We start from the raw sequence: 26,758 nt of genomic DNA on the forward strand, positions 1-26,758 counted from the left end.
ATAGCAAAGTCATCCAAAAATTAATAGTGAAACCATTCACTTATAGCAGTTCAATACTAAAAAGATATTCTTCAATTATGATATAACTTTTGGGCAACCTTAAACTATAACTGCATTAATCTATAGTTTACTTAAATAAATTCAAATCAATTGAATTTGCCAAAGCCTCATATCCAAGATCATTAGGATGTGCATGATCTCCACTGTCATATTTAGGAAGTAATTTGCTTGGATCATTTGGATCACATATTGCTTTTTCAAAATCAATAACCCCATCGAATTCTCCACTGGTACGTATCCACTCATTTACAGCTTTGTGAGTTGCCTGCCCTTCAGGGGAGTCATATTGTCCTCCACCAATAATTGCTGATAGGCCATTACACGGAGTTAGCGTAGTACCGATAATTTTACAACCTTTTTCATGAGCCATTGAAATTACCTTTTTATATCCTGAGATGATATCGCCAGATGTTATTACTCCACCAGGTGATCCGAATACTCCACCTGAGTATCCAATGTCATTAAGCCCCATCTCAAAAATAATATATTTTACGCCTTCCTGATTTAGTATATCACTTTCCATACGATTTAAGCCACTTGTTCCAATCATATCGTTCAAAATACGATTGCCGCTTATACCGTAATTAAGGACTGATAAATGTCTGTATTTTTTATCGCTTTGCAAACGAGAAGCAAAAACACAGGCCCATTGTTTATTGCTATCAATTGTCGAACCATTTCCATCAGTAAGTGAATCCCCAAAAGCTACTATTGAAGATGCCTTTCTTGAAGCCATAACATCAATGCCGGTTAAAAAAAAGTAATTTGTGCTGGTTGTTGTAGTTGGTAATACTGTAGCATTAGTGTGATCACCTGAAGATGCAATATATGTCGTATGTAATGCAGTGCTGTGATAAGTTGTTATTGGGGTTGTTTCTGGGAAATAAATGCTTACAGCTACATCACTGAGAGCCTTTATATTGAGATATACAGCATCACTGACTACAGTTTTGCCAGGATATATAACAGTCGAAGTTTTTCCCTTAAATTTTACTACTCGTTTGGTTTTAGGGTTGATACTATCACCGCCAGTAGATAATGCAATACTTGCGGAGCCAATATTGATCGGCACTCTGCCAAATTCATTGGAAAGTCTTATACGTACAACGTTTCCTTTTATACTTGTATGCACTATCTGTCGAATTGTTTCATTATTGACTTTATTAATCGAAGGTTCTAAAATTCCTGGTATTATTTCTTCACCATTTTGAGGACTTGTTGCCCATGTACCAACCCAATGATTCTTGAGCTTTCCAAGGTTTGTTTCGCGACTATATCCTTGGATATCATGCGCAAATGAATTCATAGAAAATGCTATAAGCATAATAAAAGTGATTAAAACCGGTAGAGCACGCCATACAAGTATTTTTTTTGATAACATAAAAATTTCCTCCTTTAATATAATGTAATTTTCTTATTATTTCAAAGTGTTCATATCAAAGAACAAATAATGCAAAAATGCTATCTTGTAGCGTTTTACATAAAATGTAGTAAATGTAATATGTTCCAGTGTATTTAATTTTTATTCTATAGTTTATATTTATATATTTCAATAGTTATTTATATTTATTTTATAGAAGAAATTACAGATGTTTTGTGATAAAGTCTTATAGATAAAATTGCCAATGGATATGCAGAAATGCTATCCATAGGTATTTTTTAGATAAATATATTGACTAACAATGTAATTTATAATAGTATATATTTAGTAATACTAAATGTTAGATAGAAAGAGGTGATCAATTGAGCGAAGTTAGTAAACAACTAAAGAAGGGGTTTATAGAAATATTGCTATTAAAGCTTTTAAGTGAAGAAAAAATGTATGGTTACCAAATAATTCAAGAAATTGACAACAGGACTTCAGGTGTTTTTAAAATGAAGGAAGGTACTTTATATCCGGTTCTCTATAGGCTGGAAGACAACAAATTAATTAATAGCTATTGGGAACAGGATACGGAAAAAAGAGGTGTGCCAAGAAAATATTATAAAATTACTGATGAAGGACTTATGGCATTTAATAGTATGAAGCAGGAGCTGGATTTATTGATTTTTGCAATAAAATCTGTATTAAAGGAAGGTTGATGATATGAGTAAAGTTGAAAGCTATGTTAATAGTGTTATGAGTTATATTATGGTTGATAAAGCTATGAAAGAAAGAATAAAGAGTGATCTTTTTCAGCATTTAAATGAATTGAGCGCTGATGATAATATTGATGACGTTATTGATAAAATGGGTAATCCTGAAGATGTTGCCAAAGAATTTATGGATACACTTTACGAAGATAAAAGTGATATGATAGAAAGACTTGTTCTAGAACGAACTAAAGCAAATATAGCCAGAAATGAATTCTATGAGTACAAATCAAAAACTGAACTTTTTGGGCTTCCATTAGTTCATGTTAAGATAAGTAAATATGGAAACAAGCCGTGCGTGGCAAAGGGTATTATTGCAATTGGAGCTATATCGATAGGGGTTGTATCAATAGGAGCAATACCTGTGGGTATAATTAGCATAGGCGCAACAGCAATAGGTATTGTTTCGTTAGGCGCATTAGCAATAGGATTATTATCTGCAATAGGTGCTGTGGCCATCGGTTCATTGGCAATAGGTGCAATAGCTATAGGCTTTGGTGCTATTGGAGCATGCGCAATCGGTAATATAGCAATTGGAGAATATGCAAGAGGAATAGTTGCTATAGGATCTGAAGCTATCGGTAAATATAGTATGCAAACTGAACATGTTGGACCTGAAGCAAAAGAGGCGGTTCAACAGTTGATAAAGACAGCTTATCCGAATTTACCGGACTGGATTGTAAATATCTTTACCTCAGTGAGAAATTAAGTGAAGTAATTGTTTATATACTTTGTAAAGTGTAAAAAAGTTCAGTAAAATCACTGACCACCCGTAAAACGGGTGGTTTATTGTTTCACACGCTTTGCGTGCTCAACAGGCTGAAGCCCATAAATCAATATATGCAACCACTGGTTGCATAATTTTCAATGCTACTTTATGGTTTGCAACCGTAAAAAAAGATAAGATTTGATCATAAGAATTGGATAGCAAAAATTGCAGAGGGGATTATATGTGAAATTAGCTATAAAGTATGTGGAAGCTTTACTGAAACACACAATTAATATTGATGATTTTTTCATCATACCTAAGGTTTTATCTATCCAACTGAATCAATCGATTAAATCTTTTTTAATATGGTTTAGCCCCTTGATTTTTTAACGCTATTCATGTATAAATATTGTTGAACTATGACTATTTTTATTTAGTGAGGATAAATTGATATACGAATTTTTAAAGGATTTTCACAGGCGTGCAGAGATAATTGCAATAGTTGATTTTATAACTACAAGGGTTGCCAGAAAGACTAAGCTTAGGGAGTTTGGGTTTGAAGCATCGGAGACAATAAATCTGGTTATGCTTGTCTTGTGCTTTATAATGGAAAAATCTTTGGTTGAAGAAGCGTGCACGAAGAATGATGTGGCTAACTTTATAAGAAGGCTTGATGTTGAATTTTTAAAAAAGAATATACCTGATGAAGAGTACTTGGGCATAGTGGATTATATTATAAAGGATTGTCTGCAGAACAGTGGGATTCCCCACTATTTTTCTACCTACAATTTTGAGGCAAATAGAGAAGAAAAAATAAATGTGAAATTGATAGATGATAAAAGAATTTCAGTTGGAAATGATAATGTTTATACGTATTATATGACACCTCAAGGGTATAAGTTTATGTTTAACACTCTGGAAATAGAAGATGCTTTGAAGGTTTCCATAGAGCAGTTCAAACTCAACCTTTCCATCAAAAAAAGAAATTTCAATGCGGCTAGAAACAACGCAGATAGTTTATTTAACATAAGTAAAACCCAAATTCAAAGGATAAATTACTTTATTAAAAGAGTTAAGGAAGATATCGGTAGTGCTGGAATTGAGGAGTATGAAAGAATTTATAACAGTACTTTTTCTTCAATAGATGAACAAAAAGAGGGTTATGATAACCTTTACGAACTGATAGGCAGAGTAGAAAACTCAATTATTGAAAGTAATAATAATGGTATTCAAAAAGAGGCTCTTACAAAGGAAATTGAAGATATTTCATATATAAAAAACAGACTGAAATTCATTATCAATGAACAGTCAAATCTCCTCTTAAAGCAGCAGCAGCTTCAAAAAATCTATAATGAAGCTGTTGATAACATTCTTTATATCGGGTTTGAGAACAGGATAAATTTTGAAGATGTTATAATGAAGAAGCTGGAAGAAAATCCTGATTTGTCATACCCACTTATAAAAGTTTTACGACCGCTTTTTATGCCGGATACAAATAAATTTTTCAATATAAAAATGGCTCTTGGTGAGCAAAGAATTGCGATGGCAGAAACTTACAGTGAAGGCAGCAATATTCTGATGAATGAGAGATATTTCAACAGGTTTGAGAGTGAGAGGGATATTAGAATCCGTGATATTAACAATAAATATATCGATATATTTGAAATAATCTGCAAGCAGGCATTGGAAAATTCAGAAAAAGAGATATTGCTCTCAACACTGGTAAATCAATTGAGGCAGGAATATGTGAAGTTTGTACCGGATTTGAAGATATTGACAAATGTTCTGCTTCAGCTTTGCAATATCAAGGAAGTAGATTTTAGAACCATAAAAGGTCAGAGAAATAAAACTGTTTTTAATCCTTCAGAAGCTTTTGATATAAAATACTGTGTTCTTGAACTTCTAAACAGGGATAAAAGCTACAATAGTATAGACTGTTTAAAAATCCTTCTGTCCAGGAATAAAAAGGTCTTTATAGCGGAAAAACCTTTAGAAGAGGATTCTGACGGGTTATTTAGCACTGAAAAAGTGGTAGGGCTTAATTGTCCTGATATATTGTTTAAAATAGAGGTGAACCAACATTGAATGAGATGAATCTTGAGAAAGCAATGAGGATATATTATTTTTTGCTAAAGGACGGAGAGCTTACTTTTGATAACAACAAAGAGCTTTATCTCGATTACTCCGATAGTGAAGTAAGGGCTGTGTTAGAAATAATGGCGAGAGAAAGCAATGTAACAATTGAGAAGTTTAATCAAGTAATATATCTTATTCCAAATGAAGAAAATGACATTCTTGGCATAAAGGAAATGGATCTTCAGAAAATTATCAGTTATGATGCACGTAAGATTGATTTTTATTTGGCTCAATACATTATAATTACAATTATATTGGTTTTTTTCAGTGGAAAAGGAAGCTACGTAAAGTCAAGGGATTTCATAAGAATAGCCGGACTCGAAGAGGTTATTACCTCAAGGCTTGATTATGCAAATTCCAAAAAGAATATTGAAAGGGAACAGGAAGAGGCAAAATTTAACATTACAGCCATGTATGAGCACTGGAATGCACTGCAGATTGATGAGCAGGGAAAAAGAAAAACAAAATATGGGTATATCAGGAGCGTATGTGCTTTTCTTGAGAAACACAATCTTCTGGTTTATGATACTGTTGAAGAGGATATCAGACCTTCAAACAAGCTTACTCATCTGATGACTTACAGCTTTTTGGACGGAAACCGTTTGGAAACAATAAATAAGCTACTGGGATATTAAATAAGGAGCAGATTATGGCAAAGATAGGGAAAATAAGGTTTGTAAATTTTACATACAATGACAATAGGCATATTTATGATCAGACTTTTGATTTTTATAATGGCGAAGATACCCTTTTAAACCTTCAAAATGGAGGAGGCAAGACTGTACTCGTCCAGATGATGATGCAGCCCATAATTCCAAAACAGAAGCTGAAAGACAGGAACTTCAAAGGATATTTTAAAAATACCAAAGGTCCTGTCTATGTTATGATAGAGTGGATTTTAGATGACAGTTCAAAGAGAGTATTGACAGGTATAGGTATTAAGAGAGTACTGAGCAAGAATATTGATGATGAAAGCGAAAGTATAAAAGTAGTAACTTTTATATCCGAGTATGAAGGTGAAAGTAGTTTTGACATAAAAAACATTGAGCTTTTAGAAGAAGAAAAGGGAATAGTTAGGTTAATTGAGTTTGACAGAGTTTTGAAAAATTTGTCAGCAGCTGAAAAGGAAGGAAAGGATATATGGCTATTTAGATGGGATTTATCTGACGACAAAAAAGAATATGCAAGAAGGCTTAAAACTTATAAAATAAATCAACTCGAATGGAAAAACCTCATGGTAAAAATAAACGAATCTGAAGCGGGACTCAATTCGTTTTTCAATGATTGCAAGACTACCGGTGCATTGATTAAAAAGTGGTTTATTCCTACAATAGAAGAGCAATTGAATAAAAACGGTAATTTTGTTGAAAACATAAAAGAACTAATTAAAAATCACACAGAACAGCTTGTCAAAAATGAAGATATGATTAGGGAAAGAGAAATCTTTGAAGACTTCAAAAGGAAGTCAAAGGTGCTATATGAGAGCCTTAATGAATATAAAGACGTGTTATCCCGCAGTGAGGAAAATAAAAAAGAGCTTGGAAATTCCTTTTTGTTTGTGAATGATAAAATAAAATCCATTGATAGAGAAAAAGAAGAAATAGTAAGAAATATTACAGCTTTGGAGAACAATATAAAAGAACTGGAATATGAGCGTTTATCTGTAGAATATTATCAGATTTCTGATGTTTTGGAACTGTTAAGACAGAGCCTTTTGGAAACAGAAAATAAGGCGGATGAGCTCAAAGCGGATAATTCCAAACTGGAATACAGAAAAAATTTACTTTCATGTTCAAAGCTAAAGGATGAAGTCAAAAACCTTAATTCAAAAATTGCAAAATATGAGACTGAGCTCCACAAGGAAAGCCTTCAACAGGAAGATATCAGAAACATTATTAACGACCTTGAGTATTCTTTGAAAGAAAAGTACAAAGAAAAGATTTTTGATCTGGAAAAAACAATTGACAGCGAAAAAAGACATCTTACTGATGAAAACAATAACCTTTCAAAGAGTCTTGATCACTACGAAAAAATTAATGAAGATATTTCAAAAATTAATGATCAGATCATCTCTATAAGGGGCAGGATTGCTGTGTTTGAAGAGTCGGAAAAGGCACTTAGAATGGCATATCCAGATTTTTTGCCTGTAAAAAACACCAGTACCCATGAGTTGGATGAGGCGAGTATGGATTCAATTAAAGCTCTGCTTGGGGAAGAAGAAGAGGAAATTGAGAAGAGTAAAGTCTACTTAAATAGCAGGCACGTTGAAAATCAGAGTAAGCTCGATAAGCTGGAAATACAATTAAAAGAGTTGTTGGACAAATATCCTGTATTGGTTATTGAAAAAAATAAACTTGAAACTAAATACCATAAGTTTGAGGCTGAAAAAAACGCAATTATTAAAATAATTAAGTCTTATCAATTGAGTGAGGATTTTCTATACAATAAGGAAAAACTATTGATTCCTTTAAATTCAAACAAGGAAAAGTTCAGCAAGCTTATTAGTGACAAGAGTCTGGAAAATTCAATTCTTGGGAAGCAATATAAAATATACGAATCGGGAAAGGCTTTTGAGTTGTCTGAAGACCTTAGACAAATGTTGGAAGATAATAATATTCTGGTTGAGTTTGGATATGAATGGCTGAAAAGTTTGCAGGAAAATAAAAATTCAAAGCTTAAACTGGTAAGATCCAACCCATTTTTACCGTATTCGCTCATAGTATCACAAAAGGATATGGAGTGTATCAGAGAAATGGAATTTAAGGGGGCTATATCTCCCATTGTTCCTATTATCGAAAGGGAGAAGCTTGAAAGTGCTATTGAAATAAAGTCAAGAAATAGTGTTCACTCCTTTGGTAATATTGATTTTCTTATTGCTTTTGATGACAGGATATTGAATAAAAATTACCTTAAGGAAATTTGTGAGGATATAACCGATAAAATTTCCAAAAACAATGAGATAATCAAAACAGCTCAGGAAGCTTTGAAAAATGTTGAACACCATATATTGAAGATTGAAGAATTCAGCTATACATTTGATGCTGTAAATAAGATGTCCGATGAACTAAGCACAATATCAAAGGATACGGAAGATAATACATTTAATAAAACAGAAATAGAAGCTGAAATAGTCTTGATAAAAAACAATAATAAGGATGAAATGGCAGCAAAATCCGAGCTTTTAGACCGTGAAAATAGATTTTTTAGGAAAAGGGAAGAAATTTACGGTTTCTTTACCAGATGTGAAGGATACTCTGTTGATTTTAAGGAGAAAAAACAAAAGGAAGAGGTTTTGAAGCTTAAAAGAACGGAAATGGAAGCTCTGGATAAAAAAATTGTTAATACCAGGGAAAGTATAAATGTTCATAACTTAAAAATCACTAATATTTCTACAGCTTTAGAGAAATTAAGGGACAATTACCAAAAATACAAGGATGTATTACAAGGTAAGTATATAGATGAAGAAATAGAGCAGCTTGAATCAAAACTAACCTCATATACTTCGCAGATTGGAATCAAAATTCAGGCGATGAGAGATATTTTGGAGGACTATAAGAAAGACCGGAATGAAAAAGAAAAAAAGATAGATTCCTTTGTTTTAGAAGAAAGCCTCTATATTGGAATGGAATACAGCCAATTCGAATTTGATAGTATAAACGGAGAACAAACTAAAATAAAGGGTGTTTTAAGTGAGTTGACTGAAAATAAAAACAGTATACAATTTAAAATTGCCGAAAGAAATTCCGATTTACGGCATATGAAAAAAAGTATTTTGGACAAGTGTGTCTATGATGAGCCTATGCAAAGGGAAAACGTCAGGGATTTGGAATTTGAAACTGAGAAAAATAGCTTGAGAATTAAGCAGAAGGATTTTGAAAAACAGTTATCACGCATGAAAGCCCAGGAAAACAATTTACAGAGGGTAAGGTTTGCGCTTGAAGAGTACTCCATATATGCACCGCTTGCTGTTGATATACAGGCTATACAAAGTGATATAAACGAATATGTGTTAAAGCTTATAAAAGAGTATAAGGAATTGGTAGAGCTATCGAACTTAAAGAGGAATTCGCTGACTGATATATACTCTGAAGTAGAAAGTGAATTTATTATTAAAGCTGAGATGTTTAAAAGTCTTTTTAGCTCCATTCTCGATGGTGATAAAAAATATCAGCCTGTGCACGCAATGAATGCACTTGACAGGGTATATCTTCAAATTGACAGAAAACTTGAACAGCACTCAGTAGATATTAAAAAGATTGACAATATGGAAATCTGCATAATTGATAATACGGTAAGTTATCTTATGAATGTCTACGATGAAATGAACAGTATAGACAGGAATTCAACAATTGATGTAGATGGTAAAAGGTGCAAAATGCTTATAATTGATTTGCCTCAAAAGGAAAACCTGGAAAGCATTTCACTTAAGGAATACTTGAAAAACACCATAAGAAACTGCGTGAGCATATATAAGCAGGGAAAATCACTTGATAATATTCTGGCGAATGAAATAAGTACCTTTGACCTTTTTGACAGGCTGGTTTCAATAAACAAAATAGGAATAACCTTGATTAAAATTGAACCTAACAAATTGAAAAAGAAGAGTTGGAAAGAGGTTATAGAAGAGAACTCAGGAGGAGAACTGTTTGTAAGTGCCTTTGTAGTATTTATATCCCTACTCACTTACATGAGAGGAGAAAATCTGCTCAGCTCAAATATGGAAAGTAAAGTGCTGATTATGGACAACCCGTTTGGTCCTATTACGTCAGAACACCTTTTAAAACCTCTTTTTGAGATTTCAAAAAAATATAATACACAGATGATTTGTCTTTCTGACTTGAAAGAACATACAATTTTTGATAGATTCAACCTGATTTATTCTGTAAACATAGAAAAGGAAATAGGAAGGGAAGAAGAGTATATAGAACTTAAGACAATTAAGAAGGATATTGCAACTCAAGAGGATGAAATCCTATCGGTATCAATGTTTAAAATAGAAGATAAATCAAGGTTTGAATTAGTAAATTAGGAAGTGATATTTTGACCAGGAAGGATAGTAAAATTGAAATAAACGATAAATTGATTGATTTTGCCGAAACAACGTTTTTAAGCGGTTTTGATGCTAATTATGGAAAAATTCTCGTAAAATTAGAGCTTGTACTGGAATTTTTTAAGGAAGACAATTCAATAAAAATTGGGGTTTATGCAGGTTTTGATAAAGTGTATAAGATCAGCGAAATTGGGCGCTTCCTTAAATGCTTTGAAAATGGAACTTCATATTATCTGAGTAAAAATTTTATATTCGAACCGTCAAAAATGTGTTTTAGCAAAATTGACACAAAAGTTCTCGAGTTTTTTTATTATATAAAGAGGACAAGAGTGAGGATACCTCATGTATATTATTATAAGAGCTCAGAACTTAATGAAGCTGAAATTATTTTAGGTGAAACCGAATGTGGCTATTTTCTTGATACCATTTGGAATGACATAGGAAGCCTTTGCTTTAACAAACAATCTGCCAAAGTTCAATTTGAAAATGAAGTGCACATAAGGACAAGTGTTGAAAATAAAGGTGGCTATAACCTTTTGGTTATGGATTATTCGGAGTATGGAGATTTTTATCCTCTGACTTTGGATTTTAAATATATTGCCTTTTATGAAAAGGGCATTATTGTTAAACTAACAGATGATAAAAGAAATGTAATAAGTAATCTCTTTAATTTTAAAAATAGCGAAAATGTTGTGTTTTTCAGAGTTGGTGAGAAAGAGAAAAAACAGTTTCATAAGAATTTTATTGAAAAATATAAAGAAGCACTCAATATTTCGATAGATAAAGATGTAGAAAGAGAAATCAACGCTGCAAGTCTTTTATCAAGAGCTTATTTTGATTTATCGCCAAAGGGGATAGTTTCAAAGTTGGAGTTTAATTATGGCGACAAAGCAATAAATCCACTTGATGATACCGGATCGGACAAGAGTTTTAGAGAATTTGACAGGGAAAGTAAGATCCTTTCCTCAATCAAGTTATTAGGATTCCGTGAATACGGAAGGCTTTTTATATTAGATGATACGGAAAAAATTATGTTTTTGCTGACAGATAAGCTGGCAGAGTTAAAGAAAACTTCAGAAGTTTATTATTCAGAGGATTTTAAAAAATTGCAAGTAAAAAATCTCGGAAGTATGGGACTTTCTTTGTCCATAGACGAAGCATTAATATATATGAATATCAACCTTGAAAATATAAGTGATGAGGAACTGGCGGAGATTTTAGAGGCAATAAACAATAAGAAAAAGTATTACAAGTTAAAAAACGGCTCAATCATAAACTTAAGCAGCCTTGAAAGTGAGAAATTCATTGATTTTTTAAGTAATATGAATATAGATACAAGTAGTATAAAAAATGGCCTTTTTGAAATACCCTTAAATAAATGTCTGTATATAGAAAATTATCTAAAAGAAAAGGGTTTTGACAATGTAGAGATAGATAAGCGTCTTAGTGATTTTATGGATAAAGTTTCAAAGCCTTTGGAGACTGAACTGACATTTGAAGAAAAATTAAATGGTGTACTGAGGAGTTATCAGAAAGATGGGGTTAAATGGCTTAAATGTATGGCAAAGCATTCTTTTGGAGGAATATTGGCCGACGATATGGGACTTGGGAAAACCCTTCAGGTACTGGCTTTTATACTTTCCGATAAGGACAGGAAGCTACCATGCCTCGTAGTAGCGCCCTCTTCAATTATTTATAATTGGAAAATAGAGGCTGAAAAGTTTGCACCCCAGCTAAAAGTACTTGTAATTACGGGAGTAAAGGAAAGAAGAACCATGCTTATTGCAGCTTCGAATGATTATGATATGATTGTAACTTCTTATGGTGCCGTGAGAAACGATATTGAAGCTTATAAAAAGCTGAGATTTTCCTATATTTTTGTAGATGAAGCACAGAATATAAAAAATCCATTGACCATAAATGCAAACAGTGTAAAGAGTCTTGTGGCTAGCTGTTGTTTTGCTATAACCGGAACTCCTATAGAAAATAATTTAACTGAGCTATGGTCAATTTTTGATTTTGTGATGCCAGGCTTTCTTAAAGATAAAAACAGCTTCGCAGTGGATCTTGGAGAGCCTGTTGTAAAAGGTGGAAATAAAGAAAAAGCCGATCAGTTGTCAAGACTTATAAAACCATTTATTTTACGACGGTTAAAAAGAGAGGTTTTAAAAGAGTTGCCTGAAAAAATTGAGACAAATTATTTTGCAGAAATGAAGGAAGAGCAGAAGAAAATATATGCGGCATATTACAAAAGTTTTAAAGAAGAACTTATTCCTAAAATTGAAGAATTCGGAATTGAGAAAAATCATATCGAAATTCTTGCAGCATTGACACGCTTAAGACAGATTTGTGCGCACCCTGCAACTTTTTTGGACGATTATACTGGAGGCAGTGGAAAGCTGGAACTGGCAATGGATATAATAATTCAGTCAATAGATTCAGGCCATAGTATATTAGTATTTTCACAATTTACCAAAATGCTTAAAATAATACGAAATGAACTAGAGAATAGCGGTATAAATTATTACTATTTGGATGGTTCGATGAAACCGGAAGAAAGAATGATGGAAATTGATAATTTCAACAGCGATCGTGAGGCTGTGTTTCTAATATCCCTAAAAGCTGGCGGAACAGGATTGAATTTAACAAAAGCCGATGTTATAATTCACTTTGATCCATGGTGGAATCCGGCGGTAGAAGATCAAGCAAGCGATAGAGCTCATAGAATGGGGCAGAAAAATGTTGTCCAGGTGTATAAACTTCTGACAGAGGGAACAATCGAAGAGAAAATTGCAAACCTTCAGGATAGGAAAAGGGATTTGATAGAAAGTATAATAAAACCGGGTGAAAATAATACTGATAAGCTTTGGGAAGATGATTTGAGGGAATTATTTATATGACAGGATTAACGGCTCAAAAGGGCTTTTTAAAATAATTAGTAGAATGATATGGAGGATGATAATATATGAAACCTGTAAAACTAAAAGATATTATTGATCAAATGGATACAATGTCAGACGAGTACAATGTTTTTTTAGATAAAGAAACCGGAAAGATATTTTCTTTAAGTGCTGAGGAAATGTCTATTGCCGAAGAGTCAGAGGAAGATGAGGATTTCTCAAATTACCCGGAATGGCAGCAGGATGAATTAAAAGAAGCTCTTGATGTAATTGTAAACTGGGAAAATTATGTTGAGCTTCCTAGCAAATTTGACATTGATGAATATAGTATTATGGAGGAGTTTTGTGATAGTATTTCTAATTCACGAATGAGTGATGCTTTAAGAAATGCTATACAAGGGCGTGGAGCTTTCAGAAAATTTAAAGATACTATCCAAAGGTTAAATATTGAGGATAGTTGGTACAAATTTAAAGAAGAGGCTTTTAGGAAAATTGCTGTAGAGTGGTGTGAAGATAACTGTATAGAGTATGTTTAATCTTTTTAGAAGAGATTCTAATGTTTCATTACTATACTAAAAGAAATAAAAGAACTATAGTTTAATGGTTCTCTTATTTCTTCGTATAGGTGTTTTTGACAAGTATCAGTGCCAATTTTGGAACCGCCGCATACTGGGAGATACATACGGTAGTGTGGAAGGCTGAATAGCTTATAATCAGATTAATCATATATGGGCTTTATTAACATCTTGAATTGTCTACTCTAGACCAGTCTTATCAGTAAACACCTTTTTAATTACTTCGGCAGTTTGTGAATCAATAGAATTTACAACAGCTTTGACCAGCATTTCATTAGGTAGATATGCCGGATTTTTTTAAGGAGTATTCCATTTTCATTAAAGATTCTTGTAGCTATATTAAACACTTCATTTTGATTTGGTGTTGGATTTATGCGTATACTCCATCTAATCTGGCTCTCGAGCTCATCAATTAAATATTGGTACTTTTGGCCGATTGCAGGGGAAATGAAGCTGAGTTCTATAAAGGTCTCTGCGTTAACAGATTTGATACTTTTTCTGTAAATCTTGTCAGGCTTATTTCTAAAGGCCTCATCCATCATAGCTAGGGTTTGATTTTGCTCCATCTGGTAATCGCTTTTGCTTCATTTGTTGGTATGCTGAATCTTTGACTTAAATACCCTAAAGATGCAGCCAGCTCGCCATCTGGTCCACTGAATTTATGGCATGTATATCTTATTCGTTTGAATCAAAGAAAACAAGCTATAGAAGCTGAGTAACAAGCATAAGAGAATACTTATGATAACTATCTGCTATTTGATTTTTTAAATTTTAAATTAAAGAAAGAAGGATACCAATGAATGCAAAAATTATAGCAGTTGCAAACCAAAAAGGTGGTGTAGCTAAGACTACCAGTGTAAGGAATATGGCATTTTCCCTTGGAGAGCAGGGGAAGAAGGTGCTGGCTTTAGATTTTGACCCACAATCCAACCTTACTTCATCATTTGCAGATGATAGTGTAATCATTCCAAATCAATCAGGAGTATTATGCAACAATGGGGCTAACGGACTTTACAAAGAGCATCTTGAAGATTAGAAAAAGAATCAATCCTAAAATTCAGTTTTACGGAATCCTTCTGACTATGTGTGATATGCAGACAATTCTTCATAGGGAAGTATGTGAAGAGCTTCGAAGATTTTGATTGACTTTATAGTTTGTTTTACGTGATAGTAGTTTAATAATTATTTATCGAAATATAAAAGTAAAAATTGTACTAATTATTGCAAAAACAGTACTAATTACAGTGAATAGTATAATTATTTTGTTGATTTTTTCTTGGTATTTAAACAATATATCATTTTCTGTCAATTGCAGTATATTTATAAGTTTATCTTTATCAACGTAATATTTCATATTTTCTAACAATAATTCTCCTAAACCTTCTACCTTAAATAAAAATTTAAATTCCAGTTTCTTAAGGACTTCTATTATTTCCTCTCTGTTCTTTTTTAGCCTAAGAATTTCAGTTTTTAAACGTCTTTTGTGATGATCCTTTTTTTGCTCCTTATTATTGTCTTTTATTACCTTTTGTAGGTTGCTTTTTAATACTAATGCCATTTCTGCAGTATACAAAATACCATGATTCAAACCAGCAATATTTGGATTGTACATATAATATTGTTCAATATAATCAAAATAATTCTGTCTGAACTTTTTTTGGTATTCTCTATATGTTTTAGCTGAAGGGGATTTTACAAAGTTAAAGACTACGCAGCTATCTAAATGAGAAAATACTCTTATGAATTCTCTTGTAGACCAAGATATATTAATTTTACTTTTAACCTTATCTGCCGGGACAAAATCCCAACCTTCATCACTAGTCAACAATCCATATATTGGTTTTAAAACCTTAACGTCATTAAAATCTACATTTAAACCATCAAAGTCATTTAACTCTAAAATTGTATATGGTATGTCCAAAGTCTCATATGTATTCGAGTAAATCCCAATAAAATTTGAATATTTTTCAAATAATTCTTTGAATGAAATTTTACATTTATCTAGTATATTGGATCCTAATAATTCAAATTTTGTATCTTTGTAAAAGCATTGCCTCAAATATATTAGTTTTTCAATAGTGAATTTCTGTAATTTGAAGTAAATCATTACAGAACAAGTAGGGACTTCAGGAAAATATGAAAGAATTACACTGCAAGAAATTCTTTTTTGCTCTCCTAATTCTCTAATACAAAGTTCCAACGTATCTAATTCAAATCTTTTTATAGTATTTCCTCTTTTACGGTAATAAAATTCATCTGTGATGGAAAACATATGTAAATTCGATACATTACATTTATCAACTTCTAAATGTTTACAAAAATAATCACAATCTTCTTTGTTTATTATATCGCATTTTTCCTTAATGAATTCTTTTTCACATTTTTTTTTGATTTTTATTCTATTAAGCTTGGGAGTATTGTTTTCAAAATCAATATTGTCAGGTAAAGTATATACATGCAAAAAGTCAATCTTGGCTTCCTCTATAATAGAATTATTAGTCATTTTTATCTCCTGAATACTATTTTTATGGTATAAATGGTATAATATATTACGTGTCTAGTCAAGTAACCGATTATTGTTTGCTTAATACTCAAAAAATTAATAATTCTATTACTAGACATCTTATTGTAAAAAACTTGTAAATAGATTAATTTAGCCTTTAATTAAGGGAGGTACATAAAAATATATTGGAGAGGACAGACATCTACTATGCATCGGAGCTACATAATCTTGTAAAACCCGCTGCTTGGTTATTCAATTCATCTGTGCATTGGACTTGCAGGGGAATACATTGTAACCAGTGATCCAAAAGCAGAACTTTTTCACAATACACAAAATTATATTTTTGAATATTAAATCTCTAGATATGAAGGCAGGCTTGCAAAATTGATTGAAGTGCCTGACATAGAGGTTGTATAAGTTGTTCAAAATTTGGGTAGACGAGGAGATAACAAAAGATGTTTAATAAATTTAAAAATAGCCTTAAAAAGACAATTCATGTTAGCTTCATAGATGTAGAAACAGGAAATTCGTTTGCGGTGTCTGATATGAAACCTGACCAACTTCCTGAAAGTTTTGAAGCCAGTACAACTATGTATATACAAAATGAAAGCTGGGAAGTAGTTGAAGCTATACCTGTTACATCAGCTGAATTTACAAAAAGCCGAGAGCTGAAGCTGATTTTAAGGAAAGTTGAAATTCAAACGGTGGATCCGAAAGAATTGCTGTTATCCCTGCCAACCATTAGCAATGAACTTCCGTCTATACAAGAAGGCTCTACCAAATTAAATAAAAGCGTTTTTGAAATCCATGAAGATGATTGGAGACAGGTTGATATAATGCCTGTCAGCAAGATGGATTTAATTGTTGATAATTTAATGGCAATTAAAGACATATATGAAAAAAGAGCAATACAAAATGGCGATATTATAGTGTTTAAAGAATTGCATATTAGAGCCGGTTTGGATACTCCATTTGATAAACACAGACTAGAACTTCAAGCCATACTTAGTGATTTTAGTGTTTTGTCTGATTTTGAAGGGCTTTCATTTAAGGGCGTTGCAGGATTAATTGAAGGTGGTTTTGCTGTTGCTATCGCAGAGGGTTTAACTTTATACGGTCTTCAGCGAAGTAATCTGATTGCTTCTCTTTCGATACATTACACTAATAGGGAAAACTTTGAAAAAGAAACAGTTAAAATGGTTGAAGTATTTGCAAAACATAGTTTGTGCATGGTTGACTGGTGCAGGATGGATGTTTTTAGAGATCAATAAGGTATATATGGGAGAATTTTTGGTTGAAACTCATCGTATATCAAATGAGTTACAATTCATTTAAGAAATGAGGTAATTATACTATGTCAAATAATCACGGAAAAGAAGTTGAGGCATTAGGCTGGGAAGGTATTGATAACGATAATTTGCTTAACAAATCGAAGGAAATTGCATTTAAAAGTGTTAATGGCTTAATTATTCAGGTTGAAAAAACTGAAATAAGAAACAGAATGGGGGAAGTTGCACAGATTATTGATTTATAAATGATTTTGGGTCTAAAAGCAGAAAAATTAATATTGAAACAAATTGATGAAAATGTAAAGGTTATTCAATTAGCAACAGTGTGCGTGATAGGTACAGATGATTTTAGATTTGAGAGTTAATTTAAGGGAGATATCAATCATGCTTTTACCAATAAATTTAAATAAAAAATCCAATATTTTATTAGCAGGAGCTGGAGGTGGTTATGATTTTTTATGTTCTTTGCCGATTGCACTGAAGTTAATTGAGCAAGGACATAATGTATTTATTGCAAATTATTCATTTACATACCTAAATAGTGTTACTAATGGTAAATGGATTTCGCCTGAAATAATGGAGATAACATATAAATCTTCTATTGAAGGTACAGATTATTTTCCGGAATTGTATTTGTCAAAGTGGTTTAAGGAAATAAAAAAAGTGGATATGCCAATATATTGCTTTCCGCGTATAGGAATAAAGCCTCTTTATAAAGCTTATGAATTCTTAAAAAAGTTTCTTGATATTACAGATGTAATGATTGTTGATGGTGGCGTTGATGGTATTTTTAAAGGTGATGAATATGATTTGGGAACACCGTCAATGGATTCAATATCTATTATTTCAAGCAGCTTGAATGATTTTGAGCATAAATATTATATATTTACTGCATTTGGCTCTGAAGGAGCTAATAAAGAGGTATCACATGCGGAGGCGTTAAATAGAGTTTCTGATCTTATTAAAGAAGACAAGTTTTTTGGAGTGGCAAGTATATTAAAAAATACAGAAACAGGCAAGGAGTTTGTACAGGCAGTTGAATATATTTATAAAAATATGCCATCTGAAAAGCATAGCAATATAGTAAGTTCGATTATTAAGGCTATGAGTGGAAATTTTGGAGATACCTTGGTCAATGAAAAGGCAACCAGTCCAATATGGGTATCTGCATTAACTAACATGTACTGGTTTTTTGATTTAGATGCAGTAGCAAAGATGAAGTTGTTTTATAATGATGTATTACAAACAGAAACAGTTGAGGAAGTAGCAAATGTTATTGAATTGATTAGAGAAACCAAAAAGAGTTGTATTAGAAGCAATATTCCGATATGAAATAATAGTTTTAGAAAGGTTTCGATCTTTACTTGGGAAGGGTTATGGTTTGATACTGGATATGCTTAGAGTATTGAGGATGGCGAGGGACTTGTTTTGATTTTCTAAAAAGCACCAAATAGTAGAACCTATCTTCTCAGTGAAGTAGATTAGTTTCCTTTTTTGAATGCTTCCATGTTATAAGGAGGTTTTATTCTATCATTTGTGAATTATTATTTGCCCCCACTAGTAATTGTGTCAATATACGAATCAATATCGATTGCAGGCAGCTGCAGCTCGGATTCTTTTGTAAAAGTACTCAAATCTGTAACGACTATAACGTCTTCAGTGATGGAATATAACTTTCCTTCATGTACTACGTGGTTTATTATCATGCTGTATAAAAATTTGTTAAAAAGCAGAATACTATTTTTCGTATCTTCCATGGTTGTTGAATCATTTGTGGTTAAGTAAGCTTGCAGATCTTCATCTTTAAGAGTCTGAATATCTACTCTGAATGAAAGCTTTCCAGTAGAATCCAAGCTGTAAACTTTTGCTCCAAGAAAGCCAGTTATATCATTGGTTGAAGCGCTACCATTAAATATTATCAGCCTTTCATCCGGAATAGCAGTATAATTCATAGCATGGAAACCAGTCAGGCTAATTGGTTTACTATCATTTGATACTATATTATTCAGATCGACAATCCTAAAGACAGGGGATGACGTTTTATAATCCGCATATCCATCAGGAGAAGGGAACGTTAACGGTGGTGTCCCTAAATCCAATTCCAATATAGTTGTATCATTCAATTTGTTTAGCTCGGAATTTGTAACAACGGGGGTGTATTCTCCTATATATAGCGGATTTAATGGGTTTTCAACATTGTAAATGGGCGAAGGCCATTCATATCTATATTTTAGTGCTATTAATTGGTCATTAAGGTACAAAAGGGATTTTAGATCTCCATTAATTGAAATCTCCCTTGCTGCCAGCAGTTTTAACGTGCTGGCAAAAGTATATAGAACATTATTACTTTTGTTATCAAAGGTTTCGTATTTTTTAGTCAAAAAAGCAATTGGCGAATCCTTTGTTCCAGGATTAAGTACACAAACAGAGTTTTCCAACAACGGGCTCCCGGATATGTATGTAAATGCCTTATATACCAACCCATCAGGCGTTAAGTCAAACTTGTATAACTTTGTTTTGTTCTCTTCATATTCCATTGCAAGTGCATTATCACCATAAATAAAACCGATTTGCTTACATTTAAAAATATACATATCTTCATTTTCTGTTAGACAGACATTTTCGCCGGCATTATAAATTGCACCTGCTTTGGCAGGAAGACTGCTGTCGTTTAGTGAAAACACAATTGAATTAATGCAGTTGCTGGTTTGCAAATCGTCGAAAAACAGGATATTGTCCTGTTGCATTTTTAAAATATTAGATGATGAGGCTGAATCTTTATAACCTGGAATCTCAACAGGTTCAGTATTGTTTTTACAATAATAGATATAAGAATGTGTCAGTAAATTAAAAGTATTTGGATCGTAAACACAATCCATATAGGTTCCGGCAAGTTCCACCTCTCTTAATTTCTCTGCACTTGTTCTGTCAGGTGCCAAACTGTAAAGAATTGCCCGGGTATATTCATCCTGGTTAGCCCTTTTCCCGGTAAATATAACGATAAGGCGGTCATTACCACAGTATTTAACGATATCGGGAGATAGATTTTCTTTAGAGTAGTCCAGAGTTAACATCAATTTCAACTGTTTTGGAGATTGTATATTTACTATACACAGTCTTTTATTGGACAATGTATAAAGGTAATTACCGTCATTGGCAGTTTTCAGGCCAATGTCATGTACACTATATTTGCTTTCTATACTTGTAGAGTATGCCTCTTTATTTCCCTCGATTTTTTGGACAAGCTTTTTAAAAAGTTCATAAGAGCCAACAGCTGCGGGCTTTGATAATTTAGTTGTCCAGAAGTCAAGAAATTGAGTGTCCTGGGTTGGGTCTTCCATATGATCATCAATGCCCGGAATAACAATCAAACCGCTTTTATAGAAGACTTCTCTTTCCAATGCCTGGCGGATCAAAACCCCAATAGGAATGAAAAGACGGTTTTCCAACAACTCCGGTGCAGCATCAATATTGACGGTTTTCCCGTTGATGGTCATGACTTTTTCTCCTTTTTGGAAGGATATATTACGGCCATTCATTTTAATTAATGCTGTGGAGGTTGCGCTTTTCCACTCAACTTCAGCGTCAAGATTCTCAGCTAAAAACCGTAAAGGCACCATAGTTCTGCCATTTGTGATATATGGAACTGCAGTCCCTTCTACTGTGTCTATCAACCTGGGTTTATTCCCGACATACCCGGTATTGGAGCCTATTAATAATAGAATTGCGTTTTGAGTTTTATTAAGCATGGTTTCTTCTGAATAATTGATTTTAGGATTGGATGAATCTGCATAAACATGCAATGTATTAACCATATATAACAGTATTAAAACTAATATAATTCTCCAGCTTTTTACCATAGGACACCTCATTTATATTTTTTTATGTTTTTGCAAATTATCCTTATCGAGATTTATAATAGTTATCACAGTAATGCGCATAAAAGTGATGGTTATTATAAAAGCATCAGTAAATGATGATATTTATAAATGACTAAAAAAATTTGTTTTTACTATTGTAATATAATTTAACCCTGCATTCAACAAAAAATTCCATAACACCCTATAGTTGCTTAAGTAATGTCTTAGCCGTAGTTTCAAGTAAAAAGGTTTTTGATAGTGAAGTGATTTGCTTTAATGTTACAAAAATATTACAACTTTAAATATTTCTTGACTGGACAAGATTACCTGTGTTACCATATAAACACTTTGCCTAAAAAAATGTTGTTGAGTTAAGAAACTAATGAGAGGCAAAGAATATTTGATTATGAGAAAGGAGGATTACGATGTATAGCCTGAAAAGTTATAAACTTGATAAAAATAATATTGCAATTGAATTATCTGCGAAACAAGGTATGGATACTTATATACATTGGCTTAATCCTCTGCTTATGAAGTGTAGAAATAGATGATTACAAATAAAATTTCTCACAGTTTATAAAAGCGGTTAAGTCATAGAGATTAGGACTTAACCGCTTTATTAGTTATGTGAATGCAATCCATCAAAGACTTGAAGAGGAATTCAACAATTTACATGATAATAATAAGCCAATCATTAATGTGAAGATTACATTAACAGATCTTTATACAAATACAACTGATTCTGGTGAAATGTGTTATAGAATTGCGACTCATTTGGCATTTAATAAAGTTATGGTTGATGAAAATCTTGTCCCTGTTTTATAAAAGGATAGAACAAAAATTTGAAACAAATTAATTGAATTGTTCAAAGAAAGGAACGAAAATGAATTACATTATATTTGACTTAGAAGCAACTTGTTGGGAAAATGACAAGTCAAAAACCAGTGAAATAATTGAAATTGGTGCAGTAAAATTGAATGACAGGCTGGAGGTCGTTGATACCTTCTCAAAATTTATTAAACCTGCGATATACCCAGTACTTTCCGATTTTTGCATAAGACTAACTAGTATAGAGCAAAAGGATGTTGATACAGCAGATATTTTCAAAAATGTTATGGTGGAATTTGAAAACTGGATTACTTCCTCAGATACTGAAGTGGCTTTATGCTCATGGGGGTTCTATGACAAGAAACAGATATATAAGGAGTGCGAAGTAAAGAATTATTCTGGTAGAATCCATAGTTTACTTGATAAGCATATCAGTATTAAACATCAATTTGCTGAAATCAAAGGCATAAGCCCTTGCGGTATGAGCAGGGCATTGGATTTGCTTGGGCTGCCTTTGGAAGGGACACATCACAGGGGAATTGATGATGCGAAAAATATTACAAAGATTTTTGTAGCAGTATTTGATAAAATTAAAATGCCATAATATTTAGAAGAAATACTAATTTGACGATGGCTTTTCGGAGGGTAAAATGGATTATGATCTTTTGAGAAACAGCCCACAGCAGTTAAGAGATAAGGAATTGAAGGAAGAATTACCTGATGAAAAGATAAAAATTATTGACTGGTATGGCTTAGAGTCAAATACAAACCTGTATTGGGAGAAACGGCAGAATTCATATCCCACACAGGAATTCTTCAGTCATAAGTTTGTAAAAAAGGCTTCTCCTTTAGGGATAATATTTCATGTTTACAAGCTATGCTATGCAAAGGTGAAGTACTTCGAGAAGAATTGGGATAAGTTTATACCTTGTCATTATAATTGGAATACACAAGCATTTGAAGAGTGTCAAATGTTTGAAATGGAATGTATTAAACATTTAAGCACAGGCATGGTTTTTGATTTGCGGAATTTGTCCAAGATTAACCGGATTGAGGACTTCTTGGCACTTTGTAAATATCTTGAGGACAGGGAAGCGATGGGTAAAACTATTTAACTTGTGAAAATGATTTGACATTGAAGCACGGTGTAACTATATGTGCAATGTTACAGCTGCATCTCCAGCATTTTTGATGCCAACACAATCACCTGCCAAGTTCAATCCTGGATGTGTAGAATCCTATAGACAAAGGATCAGGGCAGGAGAAGAGCTTTGTGGAATAGCATATTATCTTGATGGATATTTATGTGGCCTTCTTGATGGGCATCATAGAGCAACTGCTTGTTTATTGGAAGAGAAAGACTTTTATTGTCTTACAATTATTCCGTTAAGTGGTTGGTGTAACTATGTCAATGAAAAGAGAGAAAGCCTTTTATTTTCTGATCATCAAATTGACAAGAATGTTTTACCTGCAAATATGTTGAAGTGGCTTATAAGAAGTGGACAAGAAATTATGGTTTAAATATTAGTTCAAATAAAGTAGACGAATATATTAGCATGGTATCTGAGTCATGGGACAATATGATTTGGTCAAAGGAATTTTCAGAAAAAGCAAAATCTTATATTACAGTTGAAGGATTAGCAGCTATTCAACAGGCAGGTGATTTGACTGATGAAAGAATTAACGGATTGCTGGACTTTGAAACCAAGTATCAGAAAGAAGAAATGGAGTTGGTGCTAAAAGCATTAATTGCTAAAAAGGATAAGAGAGCTCTTAGTTTGGCATTGAAAATTGGAAAGTCAGAGTTATATAGACCATTATGGCATAGTGCTTTTGAGTATTTGGCAACTAATAAGTCCCAGGAAGCAGAAGATTTCTTTATAAACTTTTTAATAAATGATGATCATAATAGACCTGAACTCACTAAAATTGCAGATGATTATTTTCGATAGTTAAAAGATTACAGGGTTTAAATGAGGGTAGGAATGATAAGGATTAAGCTGAATTAAAATGATGGATAGAAAGCCAACGATTGCTGTAACAGGCTTGGAAGAGTAGAGAAACAGGGATTTTATATGAGGTTACTGAAAAAAGAGCGTAAGCGAGTGGAAGAAATGCTTAAATAAAATTATTGGGGGAGCTATAGTTATATGAATCGTATTTTTGCTTATTTTGATGATGAAGGGGTCTACGTATATCAGGCATTCAAACCAAATATCGTTAAAAATGCTGTTGAAATTGGCACTTTTGGTAAGGGTTTTGGTTTAGATAGAATTACTTGGATAAAACCTTCGTTTGGATGGATATTGCATAGGTCAAGCTACGCAACCAAGCACAGGATGGAAGCTATTGCAAAAATCAAGTTATCACATAAAGCATGGCTTGAGATCCTTTCTCAAAGCGTTCCAAGCCAATTTGACAGTTCAAGGTACAAAAATGAAACTATTTGGAAAGCTGATTTTGAAAAATCTGATGTTATTCATCAATAGGATCCGGATAGATCATTAAATGGAATGAAACTTAATAGACGTGCTATACAAATTGGACTAAGAAATGAAGCAATAAAAAAATATGTATATGAATGGATAATTGGGGTTGAAGATGTTACGGATTTAGCAAAAGAAATATCCAGTATTATTAAATCTGGAAAAGATCCGTCTAGCTTACTTCCTGATATAAGCGAATACCCAATATCAGATGATTTGAAAAATATCATTGGATATACATGATATTAATTCTGCATTTAATACCAATGGAGAAAAATTATGATTGAAAGAATCTATAAAAGTACTTAATGAATTTTTTGATAATATGAAACCGATAATTGGTGTGAAGATTACATTAACAGATGTTTATATTCATGAAGTTGATTATAATGGGATGGATTTTAAAATATCAACACATATAGTTATGAACGAAGTATTAACAGGTGGAAATCCGATTCAAATAATTAATTGATTTATCTTTTAATAATTTCTATCAGGATAAATGCAGCATATTGCAGGAAAGTTATTCTGCGGTATTAGGAGTATATGGTTGGAGGGATTTTATGAGTTGGGTAAAAGATGCTTTGTTGGAACTAAAACAAGGAAATGAAGTAAAAGTGCGTCCTCAAGGTGGATCAATGAGAGGTAGAATTGAAAGCGGTCAGTTAGTGACTTTGAAGAAAATAGATTTTAAAGATATTCAATTAGATGACATTGTTTTTATTAGCTGGAAAGGTAATTATTTATTACATCTGGTTAGAGATATAACTTACATGGAACTTTTAATTGGGAATGCCGTCGGTAAGATCAACGGCTGGGTTCCTGCCAATGCTGTTATTGCAAAAGTGATAGCGTTGAAGACTGAATTTAATTATATTGGTATTAATTAGATAAAGGATATTAAGCCATTTAGACCGGTAGGGATAAAAAACGAGGGGTAGGTTAAATATGAAGTTTTGGCAAAAGTGTATTTCGATTTTTTGTATAACAATTTGTGTAATTAGTCTTCAAGCGTGTTCGAATAAAACAGGATCATCGGATATTGACCAAAAAGTGATTATTGATAATATTACAGATACAAATATAGCTGCTTCTATTTTGTATGATAATGTTAAACTTGGTAATCCTACAACTTATTTGTGGGAAAATAATAAAATAACGTCCAGTGAAGAAAAATATAAGCTAACTGTTTCTGCCCGAGTTAAATGTCATGGAACTGCTCAGGTTGCGTGACCGTTTACAGATATGTTAATATCTTTCCGAAGAGAGTTTTAGGAGGGATATGGAAAGAACTTTGAGTTTTTACGTTAAATGCACCACCATTTAACCTCAAAGTTCCAACACACTGTAAAATGATAATAGCATATATTGGCCGAAATGTTAAGGACTATCGTAAAAATTTTTTGTTGTATCTGGAGAAAACAAAGTTCTTCTGCCCTGTATGTGGTAATAATACAGAATTTCATGATCGCTACGACAGACATGTACATATAGATGATAAAATTGAATGGATAGTAATTCAGCGTGTAATATGTGTTGGATGTGGTAAAACTCATGCAATACTTCCGGATTTTATCAGACCCTACAAGCATTACTCTACAGCAGATATTGAGTTCGTACTCCGGGATGTTGAGGAAGGAACTACATATGAACAGGTGGAGGCAACAGCAAGTATCTCAACAGTGAAAAGATGGTTTAAAGAGTTTAAACAACGAGGTTGTCAAGCAATAGGAGCATTAAGAGCTTTACTGAATAATATTTTTGATAAAACCATTAACGAAGTTAGGCTTACTGGACTTAAGATGTTTGAAACATTGGAATACATACTTGATAACTTCCCTAAAACTGAAAGTAACAGTCTTTCCATTGGGGATGCAAACATATGGCTTACACACTACATAGCAGGTGTTTATGTATAAAGAAATTCCCACATAGTTTGAACTGGTGACCGCAAGGTTCTCCTGTTAATCTTTAAGAAAAAAGTACAGGAGGGGTTCAAATGATCAGAAATGAAGAACTAGAAACAGCTTTAAAGCGGCATGAAATGATAGCACCGCTTTTGATTCCGGGGCTTGATGAATCAGAAAAGCGAAGGATACGCAGAGAAATCCTTGAAAGAGAAGGTATATCAGAAAGAACTCTCAGGCGGTACGTTGCTGCATACCGGGAGAACAATTATGAGGGACTTCTGAAAAAGACACGCCAAGACATTGGGAAGACCAAAGCGAT

At 32.8% G+C, this 26,758-nt stretch carries 25 protein-coding genes and 2 pseudogenes; 23 read left to right on the forward strand and 4 right to left on the reverse strand.

Features of this window, described 5'->3' with window-relative positions:
- Window positions 1–127: 127 nt before the first annotated feature.
- Window positions 128–1,441, reverse strand: coding sequence for an SGNH/GDSL hydrolase family protein (locus tag ACECE_RS0216865; RefSeq protein ID WP_010249373.1), 1,314 nt, complete (start codon window positions 1,439–1,441; stop codon window positions 128–130).
- Between the two features lie 362 nt (window positions 1,442–1,803).
- Between ACECE_RS0216865 and ACECE_RS0216870 the strand changes: the two genes are divergently transcribed.
- The 7 genes from ACECE_RS0216870 to ACECE_RS0216900 all read left to right on the forward strand — a co-directional run bounded on the left by ACECE_RS0216870 (window position 1,804) and on the right by ACECE_RS0216900 (window position 13,524).
- The gene (locus ACECE_RS0216870; protein ID WP_010249375.1) at window positions 1,804–2,142 is read left to right on the forward strand and encodes a PadR family transcriptional regulator; all 339 of its coding nucleotides are present in this window, start codon (window positions 1,804–1,806) and stop codon (window positions 2,140–2,142) included.
- A gap of 4 nt (window positions 2,143–2,146) precedes the next feature.
- A complete protein-coding gene (locus ACECE_RS27880; RefSeq protein ID WP_010249378.1) occupies window positions 2,147–2,902 on the forward strand; it encodes an interferon alpha-inducible IFI6/IFI27 family protein in 756 nt (251 codons plus the stop codon).
- A 447-nt stretch (window positions 2,903–3,349) separates the two neighbouring features.
- The gene (locus ACECE_RS0216880; RefSeq protein ID WP_010249379.1) at window positions 3,350–4,987 is read left to right on the forward strand and encodes a hypothetical protein; all 1,638 of its coding nucleotides are present in this window, start codon (window positions 3,350–3,352) and stop codon (window positions 4,985–4,987) included.
- Window positions 4,988–4,992: 5 nt separating this feature from the next.
- On the forward strand, window positions 4,993–5,673 hold the full coding sequence (locus tag ACECE_RS0216885; RefSeq protein ID WP_235715978.1) for a DUF6063 family protein: 681 nt from the start codon (window positions 4,993–4,995) through the stop codon (window positions 5,671–5,673).
- Between the two features lie 14 nt (window positions 5,674–5,687).
- On the forward strand, window positions 5,688–10,067 hold the full coding sequence (locus ACECE_RS0216890; protein WP_010249383.1) for a coiled-coil domain-containing protein: 4,380 nt from the start codon (window positions 5,688–5,690) through the stop codon (window positions 10,065–10,067).
- An 11-nt stretch (window positions 10,068–10,078) separates the two neighbouring features.
- Window positions 10,079–12,988, forward strand: a complete 2,910-nt coding sequence (locus tag ACECE_RS27885) for a DEAD/DEAH box helicase (RefSeq protein ID WP_010249385.1) — start codon at window positions 10,079–10,081, stop codon at window positions 12,986–12,988.
- A 65-nt stretch (window positions 12,989–13,053) separates the two neighbouring features.
- Complete coding sequence (locus tag ACECE_RS0216900; RefSeq protein ID WP_010249387.1) at window positions 13,054–13,524, forward strand: UPF0158 family protein; 471 nt, start codon at window positions 13,054–13,056, stop codon at window positions 13,522–13,524.
- Between the two features lie 287 nt (window positions 13,525–13,811).
- Here ACECE_RS0216900 and ACECE_RS0216905 read toward each other — a convergent pair whose 3' ends face one another.
- Window positions 13,812–14,105, reverse strand: coding sequence for a hypothetical protein (locus ACECE_RS0216905; RefSeq protein ID WP_205410199.1), 294 nt, complete (start codon window positions 14,103–14,105; stop codon window positions 13,812–13,814).
- Window positions 14,106–14,359: 254 nt separating this feature from the next.
- On the opposite strand from ACECE_RS0216905, the gene ACECE_RS32180 reads away from it, so the two are divergent.
- Window positions 14,360–14,599, forward strand: a complete 240-nt coding sequence (locus tag ACECE_RS32180; RefSeq protein WP_010249391.1) for a ParA family protein — start codon at window positions 14,360–14,362, stop codon at window positions 14,597–14,599.
- Between the two features lie 150 nt (window positions 14,600–14,749).
- Here ACECE_RS32180 and ACECE_RS0216915 read toward each other — a convergent pair whose 3' ends face one another.
- Window positions 14,750–16,066 carry a hypothetical protein gene (locus ACECE_RS0216915; protein WP_010249393.1) on the reverse strand — a complete coding sequence of 439 codons (1,317 nt, stop codon included), beginning with the start codon at window positions 16,064–16,066 and terminating at the stop codon, window positions 14,750–14,752.
- A gap of 455 nt (window positions 16,067–16,521) precedes the next feature.
- Between ACECE_RS0216915 and ACECE_RS0216920 the strand changes: the two genes are divergently transcribed.
- The 3 genes from ACECE_RS0216920 (at window position 16,522) to ACECE_RS0216935 (ending at window position 18,687) form a co-directional block, all read left to right on the forward strand.
- Complete coding sequence (locus tag ACECE_RS0216920) at window positions 16,522–17,337, forward strand: hypothetical protein (RefSeq protein WP_010249394.1); 816 nt, start codon at window positions 16,522–16,524, stop codon at window positions 17,335–17,337.
- 83 nt (window positions 17,338–17,420) lie between these two features.
- The gene (locus tag ACECE_RS0216925) at window positions 17,421–17,600 is read left to right on the forward strand and encodes a hypothetical protein (RefSeq protein WP_026073885.1); all 180 of its coding nucleotides are present in this window, start codon (window positions 17,421–17,423) and stop codon (window positions 17,598–17,600) included.
- A 139-nt stretch (window positions 17,601–17,739) separates the two neighbouring features.
- Window positions 17,740–18,687, forward strand: a complete 948-nt coding sequence (locus ACECE_RS0216935; protein WP_010249395.1) for a DUF1152 domain-containing protein — start codon at window positions 17,740–17,742, stop codon at window positions 18,685–18,687.
- 212 nt (window positions 18,688–18,899) lie between these two features.
- Here the strand turns inward: ACECE_RS0216935 and ACECE_RS0216940 are convergent, their stop codons facing one another.
- A complete protein-coding gene (locus tag ACECE_RS0216940; RefSeq protein WP_010249396.1) occupies window positions 18,900–21,215 on the reverse strand; it encodes a stalk domain-containing protein in 2,316 nt (771 codons plus the stop codon).
- A 425-nt stretch (window positions 21,216–21,640) separates the two neighbouring features.
- Between ACECE_RS0216940 and ACECE_RS32105 the strand changes: the two genes are divergently transcribed.
- The 12 genes and pseudogenes from ACECE_RS32105 to ACECE_RS27900 form a co-directional block, all read left to right on the forward strand.
- Window positions 21,641–21,766: a hypothetical protein gene (locus tag ACECE_RS32105; RefSeq protein WP_268871022.1), complete on the forward strand. Its 126-nt coding sequence runs from the start codon at window positions 21,641–21,643 to the stop codon at window positions 21,764–21,766.
- Between the two features lie 76 nt (window positions 21,767–21,842).
- The gene (locus ACECE_RS32645) at window positions 21,843–22,040 is read left to right on the forward strand and encodes a hypothetical protein (protein WP_010249397.1); all 198 of its coding nucleotides are present in this window, start codon (window positions 21,843–21,845) and stop codon (window positions 22,038–22,040) included.
- A 58-nt stretch (window positions 22,041–22,098) separates the two neighbouring features.
- Entirely contained in the window at window positions 22,099–22,647 is a 549-nt protein-coding gene (locus ACECE_RS0216955; RefSeq protein ID WP_010249398.1) for a 3'-5' exonuclease, read from the forward strand.
- A gap of 46 nt (window positions 22,648–22,693) precedes the next feature.
- Window positions 22,694–23,158 carry a hypothetical protein gene (locus ACECE_RS0216960; RefSeq protein ID WP_010249399.1) on the forward strand — a complete coding sequence of 155 codons (465 nt, stop codon included), beginning with the start codon at window positions 22,694–22,696 and terminating at the stop codon, window positions 23,156–23,158.
- Window positions 23,159–23,198: 40 nt separating this feature from the next.
- A complete protein-coding gene (locus tag ACECE_RS0216965; RefSeq protein ID WP_026073886.1) occupies window positions 23,199–23,564 on the forward strand; it encodes a hypothetical protein in 366 nt (121 codons plus the stop codon).
- Window positions 23,528–23,995 carry a hypothetical protein gene (locus ACECE_RS0216970; RefSeq protein WP_162862569.1) on the forward strand — a complete coding sequence of 156 codons (468 nt, stop codon included), beginning with the start codon at window positions 23,528–23,530 and terminating at the stop codon, window positions 23,993–23,995. Before ACECE_RS0216965 ends, ACECE_RS0216970 begins: the two co-directional genes overlap by 37 nt.
- A 198-nt stretch (window positions 23,996–24,193) precedes the next feature.
- Window positions 24,194–24,772: pseudogene (locus tag ACECE_RS31855) on the forward strand (DUF4291 family protein).
- A gap of 40 nt (window positions 24,773–24,812) precedes the next feature.
- Window positions 24,813–25,001: a hypothetical protein gene (locus ACECE_RS0216980; RefSeq protein ID WP_010249402.1), complete on the forward strand. Its 189-nt coding sequence runs from the start codon at window positions 24,813–24,815 to the stop codon at window positions 24,999–25,001.
- A 91-nt stretch (window positions 25,002–25,092) separates the two neighbouring features.
- The gene (locus tag ACECE_RS0216985; protein WP_010249403.1) at window positions 25,093–25,419 is read left to right on the forward strand and encodes a hypothetical protein; all 327 of its coding nucleotides are present in this window, start codon (window positions 25,093–25,095) and stop codon (window positions 25,417–25,419) included.
- 58 nt (window positions 25,420–25,477) lie between these two features.
- The gene (locus ACECE_RS0216990; RefSeq protein ID WP_010249405.1) at window positions 25,478–25,762 is read left to right on the forward strand and encodes a hypothetical protein; all 285 of its coding nucleotides are present in this window, start codon (window positions 25,478–25,480) and stop codon (window positions 25,760–25,762) included.
- Window positions 25,763–25,881: 119 nt separating this feature from the next.
- Complete coding sequence (locus ACECE_RS29535) at window positions 25,882–26,448, forward strand: DUF6431 domain-containing protein (RefSeq protein ID WP_010249406.1); 567 nt, start codon at window positions 25,882–25,884, stop codon at window positions 26,446–26,448.
- Between the two features lie 80 nt (window positions 26,449–26,528).
- A pseudogene (locus ACECE_RS27900) lies at window positions 26,529–26,758 on the forward strand (helix-turn-helix domain-containing protein); the annotation flags it as partial.

Source organism: Acetivibrio cellulolyticus CD2, assembly GCF_000179595.2.
GTDB lineage: Bacteria > Bacillota > Clostridia > Acetivibrionales > Acetivibrionaceae > Acetivibrio > Acetivibrio cellulolyticus.

Excerpts from the sequence above, each read along its gene's own strand:
- ACECE_RS32180 (WP_010249391.1), top strand. The coding sequence starts at position 14,360 with ATGAATGCAAAAATTATAGCAGTTGCAAACCAAAAAGGTGGTGTAGCT.
- ACECE_RS0216990 (WP_010249405.1), top strand. The coding sequence starts at position 25,478 with ATGAAGTTTTGGCAAAAGTGTATTTCGATTTTTTGTATAACAATTTGT.
- ACECE_RS32105 (WP_268871022.1), top strand. The coding sequence starts at position 21,641 with ATGTATAGCCTGAAAAGTTATAAACTTGATAAAAATAATATTGCAATT.
- ACECE_RS0216960 (WP_010249399.1), top strand. The coding sequence starts at position 22,694 with ATGGATTATGATCTTTTGAGAAACAGCCCACAGCAGTTAAGAGATAAG.
- ACECE_RS27880 (WP_010249378.1), top strand. The coding sequence starts at position 2,147 with ATGAGTAAAGTTGAAAGCTATGTTAATAGTGTTATGAGTTATATTATG.
- ACECE_RS0216900 (WP_010249387.1), top strand. The coding sequence starts at position 13,054 with ATGAAACCTGTAAAACTAAAAGATATTATTGATCAAATGGATACAATG.
- ACECE_RS0216935 (WP_010249395.1), top strand. The coding sequence starts at position 17,740 with ATGCTTTTACCAATAAATTTAAATAAAAAATCCAATATTTTATTAGCA.
- ACECE_RS0216865 (WP_010249373.1), bottom strand. The coding sequence starts at position 1,441 with ATGTTATCAAAAAAAATACTTGTATGGCGTGCTCTACCGGTTTTAATC.
- ACECE_RS0216890 (WP_010249383.1), top strand. The coding sequence starts at position 5,688 with ATGGCAAAGATAGGGAAAATAAGGTTTGTAAATTTTACATACAATGAC.
- ACECE_RS0216925 (WP_026073885.1), top strand. The coding sequence starts at position 17,421 with ATGTCAAATAATCACGGAAAAGAAGTTGAGGCATTAGGCTGGGAAGGT.
- ACECE_RS29535 (WP_010249406.1), top strand. The coding sequence starts at position 25,882 with ATGATAATAGCATATATTGGCCGAAATGTTAAGGACTATCGTAAAAAT.
- ACECE_RS0216915 (WP_010249393.1), bottom strand. The coding sequence starts at position 16,066 with ATGACTAATAATTCTATTATAGAGGAAGCCAAGATTGACTTTTTGCAT.
- ACECE_RS0216905 (WP_205410199.1), bottom strand. The coding sequence starts at position 14,105 with ATGATGGATGAGGCCTTTAGAAATAAGCCTGACAAGATTTACAGAAAA.
- ACECE_RS0216965 (WP_026073886.1), top strand. The coding sequence starts at position 23,199 with ATGTGCAATGTTACAGCTGCATCTCCAGCATTTTTGATGCCAACACAA.
- ACECE_RS0216940 (WP_010249396.1), bottom strand. The coding sequence starts at position 21,215 with ATGGTAAAAAGCTGGAGAATTATATTAGTTTTAATACTGTTATATATG.
- ACECE_RS0216920 (WP_010249394.1), top strand. The coding sequence starts at position 16,522 with ATGTTTAATAAATTTAAAAATAGCCTTAAAAAGACAATTCATGTTAGC.
- ACECE_RS0216885 (WP_235715978.1), top strand. The coding sequence starts at position 4,993 with ATGAATCTTGAGAAAGCAATGAGGATATATTATTTTTTGCTAAAGGAC.
- ACECE_RS0216985 (WP_010249403.1), top strand. The coding sequence starts at position 25,093 with ATGAGTTGGGTAAAAGATGCTTTGTTGGAACTAAAACAAGGAAATGAA.
- ACECE_RS0216955 (WP_010249398.1), top strand. The coding sequence starts at position 22,099 with ATGAATTACATTATATTTGACTTAGAAGCAACTTGTTGGGAAAATGAC.